This is a genomic window from Streptomyces sp. NPDC104761 (genome assembly GCF_055583445.1).
The window spans coordinates 86,841-96,630 of the sequence record NZ_JBVJNZ010000004.1 but is presented as its reverse complement, the minus strand read 5'-3'; the positions used below and the strand labels follow the sequence as shown (position 1 = coordinate 96,630).

The window sequence follows — 9,790 nt, the reverse complement described above, 5'->3', positions numbered from 1 at the left end:
CCGTCGGCCTCAGCTCCCCCCCCACCCCCCCCCCCCACCAACCCCACCCCCCCCCCCCCCCCCCCCCCCCCCCCCCCCCCCCCCCCCCCCCCCCCCCCCCCCGCGCCCTCGGTGAAGCGGGGAGCCCGGGACTGTGCCTATGCCTATGCCTTGGCCTTCGGCTTGGTGACCCGGACCTTGGACTTGTCCAGCACCATCACCAGGCCCGCGATGACCGCGAACAGCACCAGCGGTGTCAGGACGTAGAGACCCAGCGTCTGGATGACGCTCAGGCCCTTGCCGGGGTCGTCACCGTCGTCACGCGTGAGCGCGAGGGCGGGCGACGACATGAGCAGCATCATCAGCGTCGTACCGGCAGCCAGGGCGCCGGCGCGCAGGGCGTTCTTCTTGTCCACGAAGCCAAAGTTAGCTGGCCCACTTGGGGGACGCGCGTCCGGGGGTACCTCAAAGCCGCCCTCGCCCGTGGCACGGGAGGATCCTCGGAAAAGAGTGACACGAACTGTCACCATTGGCGGGCACCGTGGTGCCATGGACAAAGACATCAGCACGCAGGACTCCGGTACCACCCGGGACACCGGCCGGGAAGGCCCGCTCGCCGGGCGGATCGCGCTCGTCGCCGGGGCCACCCGCGGCGCCGGACGTGCCCTCGCCGTGGAGCTCGGGCGCGCGGGCGCCACCGTGTACGTCACCGGCCGCACCACCCGCGAGCGTGCCAGCGAGGTCGGCCGCACCACGGAGACCATCGAGGAGACCGCGGAACTGGTCACCGCGGCCGGCGGCACCGGCATCGCGGTCCCCACCGACCATCTGGACCCGGACCGGGTCCGGGCCCTCGTCGAGCGCATCGACCGCGCACAGGGGCGGCTCGACATCCTCGTCAACGACCTCTGGGGCGGCGAGCACCTGCTCACCGGCTCCGTCTTCGGCAAGAAGAGCTGGCAGACGCCGCTCGCCGACGGCCTGCGCATCCTGGACCTCGGGGTGCGCTCGCACGTGATCACCGCGGCGCTCGCCCTCCCGCTCCTGGTCCGCTCGGACGCGCCGCTGCACGTGGAGGTCACCGACGGCACGGCGGCCTTCAACCGCCGGTACCGCGAGAACCTCTACTACGACCTCGCCAAGACCGCCCCGATCCGCATCGCCTTCGGGCTCGGCCAGGAGCTGGCGGAGTACGGCGGCACGGCGGTCGCCGTCACGCCGGGCTTCCTGCGCTCGGAGCAGATGCTCGCCCATTTCGGCGTGACCGAGGAGAACTGGCGCGACGCGGTCACCCAGGACCCGCACTTCGCCATCGCCGAGTCGCCCCGCTACCTCGCCCGCGCGGTCGCCGCGCTCGCCGCCGACCCGGACCGGGCCGCCCGCTGGAACGGCGGGTCCACCTCCAGCGCGGAACTCGCCCGGACCTACGGCGTACGGGACGTGGACGGCAGCCGGCCGGACGCCCTGGCGTACTTCGAGGACGTCGTGTACGGCGGCAAGGCCGCCTCACCCGACGACTACCGCTGACCCTCCGGTTCGGCGGCGTAGACGGCGGCGAGGGCGCGCGCATGCTCGCGGAAGCGGTCCCGCAGGCTCGCCGGGGCCAGCACCTCCACGTCCGCGCCCAGCCCGGTCAGCTGGCCGAAGGCGACGTCCTCCGACTCCACCGGCAGGTCGAGCGTGACGCGCCCGGCGGCGTCCGGTGCGGTCGCGGACTCGGACGCCAGTGCGACGGCCACGCCCGCCGGGTCCGCCACGGCGGGCAGCCGGCGCAGGCCGGGCCCGGTCAGCCGCACGGTGACGGTCGTGCGCAGCAGCGCCCGGGCGAACCCGGCCGCGTGGGCCCGCCAGTGCGCGGCCAGGTCGAAGGACGGGTCGCGGACGAAGGGCCCGGCGGCGCCGGGAGCGGCGGAGAGTGCCGTGACCCGGTCGACGCGGTACGTGCGCCAGACGCCGTCCCGGCCCGTCGACCGCTCCGCCGGGACGCGCCCCACGACGTACCAGATCCCCGCTTTCAGGACGAGCCCGTACGGCTCCAGCAGGCGGGTCACCGTGCGGGGCGGCGCACCGTCCCGGCCCGGTCGCGCGTAGTCCAGTTCGACGGTGCGGTCGGACCACACGGCGCGGGCCAGCTCCGGGAGCAGTTCCGGCGCCGACGGCTCGCGGAACCAGGCCGGGGCGTCCAGGTGGAAGCGGCGCACCGACGACTCGGCCGCCGCGCGCAGCGAGGGGAGCAGGGTGGCCGACAGTTTCAGCCGGGCGGTGTCGGCCGCGTCCGACAGGCCCAGATCGCGCAGGGCCGTGGGCAGGCCGGAGAGGTAGAGCGTCTCCGCCTCGGTGGGATGCAGCGTGGTGAGCCGGGTGCGGTGGCCGGGCGCCAGGTGGTAGCCGCCCGCGCGGCCGCGCTCGGACCGGATGGGGACGCCCGCCTCCTGCAGGGCCTGGGCGTCGCGGATCACCGTGCGCCGGGAGACGTCCAGCTCCCGGGCCAGGGCGTCGGCGGTCAGTCCGGGGCTCGACTGGACGAGAAGCGCCATGCGGATCAGGCGGGCGGCACGCATGCCTCAAGGATCGTCGACCGGCGCACTGACGGCTCCCGGCGTCGGGAGGCGTCAGGACGCCGGGCCGTCGTCACGCGGTGGGCGGCCCGTCCGTGTGCAGGGTCCGGAACAGCGCCCGTACCCGCTCGGACGCCATCAGTTCCTCCAGGGTGACCGGGCGGCCCTTCGTGTCGGCGATCGGGAGGCGCCAGTTCGGGTACTGGTCCCAGGTGCCGGGGAGGTTCTGGGGTCGGCGGTCGCCGACGGTGTCCGGGAGCCAGACGCCGATCATGCGGGCCGGGGTGCGGAGCAGGAAGCGGTGCACGGCACGGATCTCGGCCTCCTCGTCGCCGGACTCGGCGGCGGCGATCAGGCCCAGGCTGGTCAGCAGGGCCAGCCACTCGGTGATGTCGGCCGCCGCTTCGGCCCGTTCCTCGGCGAGCGGGCGGGTGAGCAGCCCGAGGCGGTCGCGGAGTTCGACGTGCTCGCCGGTGAGGCGGGCCGCGGTGGGCGGCAGGTCGTGGGTGGTGGCGGTGGCGAGGCAGTCGGCGCGCCAGCGTTCCGGGGGCAGCGGGCGGCCGTCGCCCGCCCAGTCCCGTTCGAACCAGAGCACGGACGTGCCGAGCACCCCGTGCCGCTGGAGCGTCTCGCGCACCCCGGGCTCCACCGTGCCCAGGTCCTCCCCGATCACCACCGCTCCGGCGCGGGTCGCCTCCAGCGCCAGCAGGGCGAGCATGGCCTCGGCGTCGTAGCGGACGTAGGTGCCCTCCGTCGCCGGCCGGCCCTCGGGCACCCACCACAGCCGGAACAGGCCCATCACGTGGTCGATGCGCAGGGCCCCGGCGTAGCGGAAGAGGGCGCGCAGGAGTTCCCGGAAGGGAGCGTGGCCGGAGGCGGCGAGGCGGTCGGGGCGCCAGGGCGGCAGGCCCCAGTCCTGGCCGCGGGCGTTGAAGGCGTCGGGCGGGGCGCCGACGGACATGCCGGCGGCGAAGTGGTCCTGCTGGGCCCAGGCGTCGGCGCCCGCGGGGTGCACGCCGACGGCGAGGTCGTGCACGATCCCGACCGGCATCCCGGCCTCGCGGGCGGCGCGCTGGGCGGCGGTGAGCTGGGTGACGGTGAGCCAGGCGAGGCGGGCGTGGAAGCCGACGCGGCCGGCCAGCTCGGCGCGGGCGCGGGCGGTCTCCGGCGAGCGGGGGTCACGCAGGGCCTCGGGCCACCGGTGCCAGTCGGAGCCGTGCAGCTCGGCGAGCGCGTACCAGGTGGCGTGGTCCTCCAGGGCCTGCCCCTCCGCCGCGCGGAAGGCGTCGTAGGCGGCCTGCCGGTCGGGGGTGAGCGGCGCGGCGGCCGCGGTCTCGAGCGCCTCCCGCTTCAGCTCCCACACGGCGTCCCGGTCGATGAGGGCGCCCTGGTCGAGGACGGCGGAGCGCAGGTGTCCGGCGCGGTCCGCGAGGGAGCCGGTCGCGGTGTACTCGGGTACGGCCTCCGGCCGCAGGTGCACCGGGTCGGGGAACCGGCGAGAGGAGGGCCGGTAGGGCGACGGGTCGGTCGGGGCGCCGGGTACGGCCGCGTGCAGTGGGTTGACCTGGACGAACCCGGCACCCGCGGTGCGTCCGGCCCAGGCGGCCAGCTCGGCCAGGTCGGCCAGGTCGCCCATGCCCCAGGAGCGGCGGGACAGCAGCGAGTAGAGCTGGACGAGGATCCCGTACGAGCGGCCGGCGGGTGTGGGCAGCCGGTCGGGGGCCACGATCAGGTGGGCGCGGGCGACGCGGCCGTCGGGCGCGGCGGCGGTCAGCAGATGCACCCCGGGTGGCAGGTCCGCCACGTCCTCCCGGCTCTCCCCGTCCTCCGTCCGCACCTCCAGGCGGGTGCCGGCGGGCAGGCCGAGGGCGATCTCGCCGGTGCCCGTCCAGTGGACGAGGGTCGGCGGCAGCAGCCGCGCGGCGAGCTCCCGTTCCCGGTCGGCGAGGGCGGCGCGGACGGCCTCGGGGCCGCTCGCGTCGATGCCCAGGGCGCCCAGCGCGGCGGTCACGGCACCGGCGGAGGCGGCGACCGTACGGTCCGGGGCGGGGCTGTAGGAGGTGGCGACACCGTGCAGCTCCGCGAGCCGGCACAGCTCCGGGTCCAGGGCTTCGTTCATCTACAACCCCGGCTCGCTGGTCAGCGGCACCGCGTCGGCCAGCGGCGGCTCACTGGTGAGGGGCTCGGCGTCGGGCAGTGGCGGCTCGCTGGTGAGCGGGGCCTCGGCGCAGGCGCTCTCGGCGCTGAACACGCACAGGTGGGGTTCCTCCTCGGTCTGCACCGGGCGTTTGAACTGGGCCGGGATCGGATGATGAACCGTTGCGGCCACGGCGGCCTCCTCGTCTGTCGTCGGGTACGGCGGCGTATGCCGGGTCAGAGCAGGCCTACCCCGTCGGTGCGAGGGCACTCCCCGCGCCCCACTATTCACTCAGTACATGTATCCAGTGCATAATGGCCGTCATGAGCACCCGGCACATCCTTCTGGGGCTGCTGGAGGCAGGGCCGAGCCATGGCTACGACCTCAAACGGCGCCACGACGAACGCTTTCCGCAGGCCCGTCCGCTGGCCTACGGGCAGGTGTACACGACCCTGCAGCGCCTGGTCCGCGACGGTCTCGCCGAGATCGAGGGGACCGACGCCGACGGGGGGCCGGAGCGGACGCTGTACCGGTCGACGGACGACGGGGCCCGTGAACTGGTCCGCTGGGCCGGGGAGATCGCGCCGCCCGCGCCGTTCGTGGCGAACGAGATCTTCGCCAAGGTCGTCGTCTCGATCCTGGCCGGTGGCGACCCTGCCGCCTACCTGCGCGACCAGCGCGCCGCGCACATGGCGCGGATGCGGGAACTCACGGCCGTGAAGACGGCCCGGGGCGCCGATCTGGCGACCGTGCTCTCGGCGGACTACGCCCTCAACCACCTCGACGCCGACCTCCGCTGGATGAACACCACGGCGGACCGGCTGACCACTTTGACCGCGGAGGTCGACGCAGGATGAGCAACAAGGGGGACTCCTCGGCGCCGCTTCTGGCGGGCCGGGACCTCGTCAAGGCGTACGGCAGGACCGAGGCGCTGCGCGGCGCCTGTGTCGAGCTGCGCGCCGGCGAGATCCTCGCCGTGACCGGGGCCAGCGGAAGCGGCAAGTCCACGCTGCTGCACTGTCTGGCCGGGATCGTGCGACCGGACGCCGGCTCGGTGGCCTACGACGGGCTGCGGCTCGACCGGCTGCCGGAGAAACGGCTGAGCGAACTGCGGCGCTCCGACTTCGGCGTGGTCTTCCAGTTCGGGCAGCTGATCCCGGAACTGACCGCCCTCGACAACGTGGCGCTGCCGCTGATGCTGGCCGGAGCGGCCCGCACCGAGGCCCGGGCGCGGGCCGGCGCATGGCTGGAGCGGTTCGGGGTGCGCGGACAGGAGGAGCTGCGGCCGGGCGAGATGAGCGGCGGCCAGGCGCAGCGGGCCGCCCTGGCGCGGGCGCTGGTGACCGGTCCGAAGGTGGTCTTCGCGGACGAGCCGACGGGGGCGCTGGACTCGCTGGCGAGCGAGCAGGTGATGACGTCGCTGGTGCACACGGCCCGCGAGTCGGGCACGGCCGTGCTGCTGATCACTCACGACGCCCAGGTCGCGGCGTACGCGGACCGCGAGGTGCGGCTGGGCGACGGGACCCTGACGCGGACAGGGGTGGCGGCGTGAGGGCCGACCTGCGCCTGGCGCTGCTGCTCACGCGGGGGTCGGACCGGCGGGAGTGGTGGCGGGTGCTGCTGACGGCGGTCGGGGCGGCGGTGGCGACGGGCATCGGGCTGGTGATCGCGGTCCTCGTCCCGATGGACGGGCAGTACAGCGTCCCGGTCGGCTCCGGACTGCTCGACCGGCCAGGAACGCGCGACGGAGTGATCACCGCGCTGATGCTGCTGTTCATCCCGGTGTTCGGGTTCCTCGGGCAGTGCGCGCGGGTCGGCGCGGTGCACCGCGACCGGCGGCTGGCCGCGCTGCGGCTGGCGGGGGCCACCCCCGCGCAGGTGCGGCGGATCGCGGCGCTGGAGTCGGGTCCTGCCTGCCTGGCCGGTTCGGCCGTGGCCACGGCGTTCTCCGTGCTGTTCCTGCTGCGCCTGGGGCACCGTCCCGGCCCGTCGGCCTGGGCCGGCATCGCCGTGGTGGCCGTGCTGGTGCCGGTGCTGGGCGCGGCCGTGAGCGCCCTGGCGCTGCGCCGGGCGGTGGTCTCGCCGCTGGGCCGGCTCCGACGGGCGCGGCCGGCCAAGGGGCCGGGGCGGGTGTTCCTGGTGGCGACCGGGTTGCTGGCCGTGTGGGCGGTGCCGGCGGCGCTGAGCGCGTTCGTCGGCGCCCCCTTCGCGTTCCCGCTCGTCGGGTCCGCGCTCGCCCCGCTCGCGGTCTTCGCCGGCTGTCTGCTGGTCGGCGCCTCGGCGGTGTGGCTGGCGGGCTGGTCGTCCCGGTGGCTGGGCCGGGTGTGCGCCGCCCGCGCGCGGCGTCCGGCGCTGCTGATCGCGGCGGAACGGCTGCGCGACGACCCGTGGGCGGCGGCCCGCACGCACGCGGCCGTCCTGCTGGTGACCGTCGTAGGCACCGGATTCGTGGGGGTACGGCAGGTGCTGCTCGCGGACCTGCACGCCATGGACCGGGCGGGTCGGCTCGGCATGGGTCTCACGTACTACACGAGGGGTCTTGACCTCACGGCTGCCGCGATCCTCGTCGCCCTGGCGATCGCCCTGTCCGGGCTCGCCGTCGGTACCGCCGAGTCGCTGGCCACCCGGCGCCGGGGCCTCGCCGCGCAGGCCGCCGCGGGAGTGCCGCGCGGTGTGCTCGGCCGGGCGCTGCTCCTGGAGACGGCGCTGCCGCTGGCCCCGGCGGTCCTGGTGGCGGGCGCGGGCGGCGTGGCGATCGGCGTCTGGTACGCCTCCGTCACCGGGAGGTACACCGTGCCCTACCCGGCCCTGCTGGTTCCGCTCGCGGTCTACGGCGCCTGTCTGCTGGCGGCGGCCACCGCGCTCCCGCTGCTGCGCCGCTCGGTGCACCCGGCGGAGCTGCGCTACGCATGACCGACGCGTGTCCGGTCCCCGGGCACGGGGGAAGCCCGGGGGCCGGAGCACGCGCGTGCCCGGGTACGCGAAGGCCCGGGTCGTCAGGCGGAGATGCCGTCGATCCGGGCCAGGGCGTCGTCCGCGCCGTACGGCTGCAAGTACGGCAGCCAGCGCGGGTCCCTATGTCCGGTCCCGATGATGCGCCAGGCCAGGCCGGTGGGCGGAGCTGGTTTGTGCCGCAGCCGCCAGCCGATCTCGAAGAGGTGGCGGTCGGCCTTGACGTGGTTGCAGCGGCGGCAGGACGCCACCACGTTGTCCCAGACGTGCTGACCCCCGCGGCTGCGCGGGATGACGTGGTCGACGCTGGTTGCGACGCCACCGCAGTACATGCACCGGCCCCCGTCGCGCGCGAAGAGCGCCCTGCGGGTGAGAGGAACGGGCCCCCGGTAGGGAACCCGTACGAATCGCTTGAGCCGGACCACGCTGGGTGCGGGGACTGTGACGGTTGCGCTGTGCATATAGGCGCCCGATTCCTCCAAGGCGACAGCCTTGTTCTCCAGGACGAGGACGAGCGCGCGGCGGAGCGGTACGACGCCGAGCGGCTCGTACGACGCGTTGAGGACCAGGACATGCGGCACGGGTGCCTCCTTGGGCGTCGGCGGCGCGTGGCTCGCGCCGGGACGATCTGTGGCCAGTCTCCCCTCATGCCTGGTGGACGCGCCACCATCTCCCGGTAACGGGCTGGGAGTGTTTTCGACCACACCGCATTCATCCCCCGGTTGCACCCCGTTTCAAGCGGCCCTGTTCAAGCTGTGGTGAGAAGCGGGCGTGAGCACGGTCTCTCCTTCTCGTATCGGCCCGGCCCACACACAATGCCCCGTTAGTGTGGTTGTCCTGCCCGTCCGGTGACCTTTCCGTGACCTGGAACGCCGTATCTGACCCTGATCGCCGTGCCGGAGGGCAGTACCGCACCGCCTGGAGGTACCCGCCGTGTCCTTGCCCGCCGTCCTACTGGCCGCCGGTTCGTCGCCGTCGCCGTCTCCCTCGGAGTCGGAGACAGCGACCGTCCCCACGCTCCAGGACGCCCAGGAGAGCGCCGCGCACACGGCCAGCTGGGTCGAGCAGAACTGGTCGACGTGGCTGGCGATCGGGCTGAAGGTGCTGCTGGTCGTGGTGATCGCGGTGGTGCTCAGAAAGGTCGTGCTGCGGGCGATCACCAAGTTCATCGACCGGATGAACCGGACGGCCGAGTCGGCGGAGGGCACCACCCTCGGCGGGCTGCTGGTCAACGCCGAGCGGCGGCGGCAGCGGTCGCAGGCGATCGGGTCGGTGCTGCGGTCGGTGGCGAGCTTCCTGATCCTCGGCACGGCCGCGCTGATGGTGCTGAGCAGCTTCCAGATCGACCTGGCCCCGCTGCTGGCCTCCGCCGGTGTCGCCGGTGTCGCGATCGGTTTCGGCGCCCGGAACCTGGTGACGGACTTCCTGTCCGGCGTGTTCATGATCCTGGAGGACCAGTACGGCGTCGGCGACTCGATCGACTCGGGCGTGGCCTCCGGCGAGGTGGTCGAGGTCGGACTGCGCGTGACCAAGCTGCGCGGGGCCAGCGGCGAGATCTGGTACGTCCGCAACGGCGAGATCAAGCGCATCGGGAACCTCTCGCAGGGCTGGGCCACGGCGGGCGTCGACGTCACCGTGCGGGCCAGCGAGGACCTGGACAAGGTCCGGGCCACCCTGGACGAGGTCGCCGAGAAGATGGCCAAGGAAGAGCCCTGGAACGAGGTCCTGTGGAGCCCGATCGAGGTGCTCGGCCTGGACTCCGTCCTCATCGACTCGATGGTGGTCCGCGTCTCCGCGAAGACCATGCCGGGCAAGGCGCTGACCGTGGAGCGCGAGCTGCGCTGGCGCATCAAGCGGGCGTTCGACGCGGCACACATCCGCATCGTGGGCGGCGAGACGGCCGTACTCCTGGACGAGGAGACTCCGGACCGCACGGCCGGGGTGGCGGCGCCGGCGGTGTTCGCCGACTCGGACTCGCCGCAGGTGGCGGCGACGGCACCGATCTCTTCGCCGCGGTCGGCGACGGCCGGGAAGTAGCGGAACGGTTCAGCACGCTCGTTCGAGTGAAGGATGGGGCAGTCCGGCGTCTCACGGCGTCCGGGGTGCCCCATCGTTCTGCCGGGGCACCCATGGCGGGCTTAGCCTGGCGTCAGCGTGAGGAGAA

General features: G+C 74.3%; 10 protein-coding genes. 5 read left to right on the top strand and 5 right to left on the bottom strand.

The window, feature by feature from the left end; all coding sequences use genetic code 11:
* Positions 1-143: 143 nt before the first annotated feature.
* A complete protein-coding gene (locus ACZ63F_RS13335; protein WP_293992389.1) occupies positions 144-395 on the bottom strand; it encodes a hypothetical protein in 252 nt (83 codons plus the stop codon).
* A gap of 133 nt (positions 396-528) precedes the next feature.
* Here ACZ63F_RS13335 and ACZ63F_RS13330 point away from each other — a divergent pair, with 133 nt between their 5' ends.
* Positions 529-1,506 (top strand): SDR family oxidoreductase, encoded by a 978-nt coding sequence (locus ACZ63F_RS13330; RefSeq protein WP_469710676.1) that lies wholly within the window; start codon positions 529-531, stop codon positions 1,504-1,506.
* Here the strand turns inward: ACZ63F_RS13330 and ACZ63F_RS13325 are convergent.
* The 3 genes from ACZ63F_RS13325 to ACZ63F_RS13315 all read right to left on the bottom strand — a co-directional run bounded on the left by ACZ63F_RS13325 (position 1,497) and on the right by ACZ63F_RS13315 (position 4,866).
* Positions 1,497-2,540, bottom strand: coding sequence for a helix-turn-helix transcriptional regulator (locus ACZ63F_RS13325; RefSeq protein ID WP_469710673.1), 1,044 nt, complete (start codon positions 2,538-2,540; stop codon positions 1,497-1,499). The two genes, ACZ63F_RS13330 and ACZ63F_RS13325, sit on opposite strands and share 10 nt — an antisense overlap.
* A 70-nt stretch (positions 2,541-2,610) precedes the next feature.
* Positions 2,611-4,656 (bottom strand): 4-alpha-glucanotransferase, encoded by a 2,046-nt coding sequence (gene malQ, locus ACZ63F_RS13320; RefSeq protein ID WP_469710672.1) that lies wholly within the window; start codon positions 4,654-4,656, stop codon positions 2,611-2,613.
* Positions 4,657-4,866, bottom strand: a complete 210-nt coding sequence (locus tag ACZ63F_RS13315; protein WP_469710670.1) for a hypothetical protein — start codon at positions 4,864-4,866, stop codon at positions 4,657-4,659.
* A gap of 131 nt (positions 4,867-4,997) precedes the next feature.
* On the opposite strand from ACZ63F_RS13315, the gene ACZ63F_RS13310 reads away from it, so the two are divergent.
* Genes ACZ63F_RS13310 through ACZ63F_RS13300 form a run of 3 tightly spaced genes read left to right on the top strand, consistent with a single transcriptional unit; the run spans position 4,998 to position 7,587 of the window.
* Positions 4,998-5,531, top strand: a complete 534-nt coding sequence (locus ACZ63F_RS13310) for a PadR family transcriptional regulator (protein WP_469710668.1) — start codon at positions 4,998-5,000, stop codon at positions 5,529-5,531.
* A complete protein-coding gene (locus ACZ63F_RS13305; RefSeq protein WP_469710666.1) occupies positions 5,528-6,226 on the top strand; it encodes an ABC transporter ATP-binding protein in 699 nt (232 codons plus the stop codon). The genes ACZ63F_RS13310 and ACZ63F_RS13305 overlap by 4 nt, the downstream gene beginning before the upstream one ends.
* Positions 6,223-7,587 carry an ABC transporter permease gene (locus ACZ63F_RS13300; protein WP_469710664.1) on the top strand — a complete coding sequence of 455 codons (1,365 nt, stop codon included), beginning with the start codon at positions 6,223-6,225 and terminating at the stop codon, positions 7,585-7,587. The genes ACZ63F_RS13305 and ACZ63F_RS13300 overlap by 4 nt, the downstream gene beginning before the upstream one ends.
* 83 nt (positions 7,588-7,670) lie before the next feature.
* Here ACZ63F_RS13300 and ACZ63F_RS13295 read toward each other — a convergent pair whose 3' ends face one another.
* Entirely contained in the window at positions 7,671-8,207 is a 537-nt protein-coding gene (locus ACZ63F_RS13295; protein WP_181805740.1) for an HNH endonuclease, read from the bottom strand.
* A gap of 352 nt (positions 8,208-8,559) precedes the next feature.
* Here ACZ63F_RS13295 and ACZ63F_RS13290 point away from each other — a divergent pair, with 352 nt between their 5' ends.
* Positions 8,560-9,663: a mechanosensitive ion channel family protein gene (locus ACZ63F_RS13290; RefSeq protein WP_469710662.1), complete on the top strand. Its 1,104-nt coding sequence runs from the start codon at positions 8,560-8,562 to the stop codon at positions 9,661-9,663.
* Positions 9,664-9,790 lie beyond the last annotated feature (127 nt).

Coding starts and splice junctions, on each gene's coding strand:
- ACZ63F_RS13330 (WP_469710676.1), top strand. CDS start 529: ATGGACAAAGACATCAGCACGCAGGACTCCGGTACCACCCGGGACACC.
- ACZ63F_RS13325 (WP_469710673.1), bottom strand. CDS start 2,540: ATGCGTGCCGCCCGCCTGATCCGCATGGCGCTTCTCGTCCAGTCGAGC.
- malQ (WP_469710672.1), bottom strand. CDS start 4,656: ATGAACGAAGCCCTGGACCCGGAGCTGTGCCGGCTCGCGGAGCTGCAC.
- ACZ63F_RS13310 (WP_469710668.1), top strand. CDS start 4,998: ATGAGCACCCGGCACATCCTTCTGGGGCTGCTGGAGGCAGGGCCGAGC.
- ACZ63F_RS13305 (WP_469710666.1), top strand. CDS start 5,528: ATGAGCAACAAGGGGGACTCCTCGGCGCCGCTTCTGGCGGGCCGGGAC.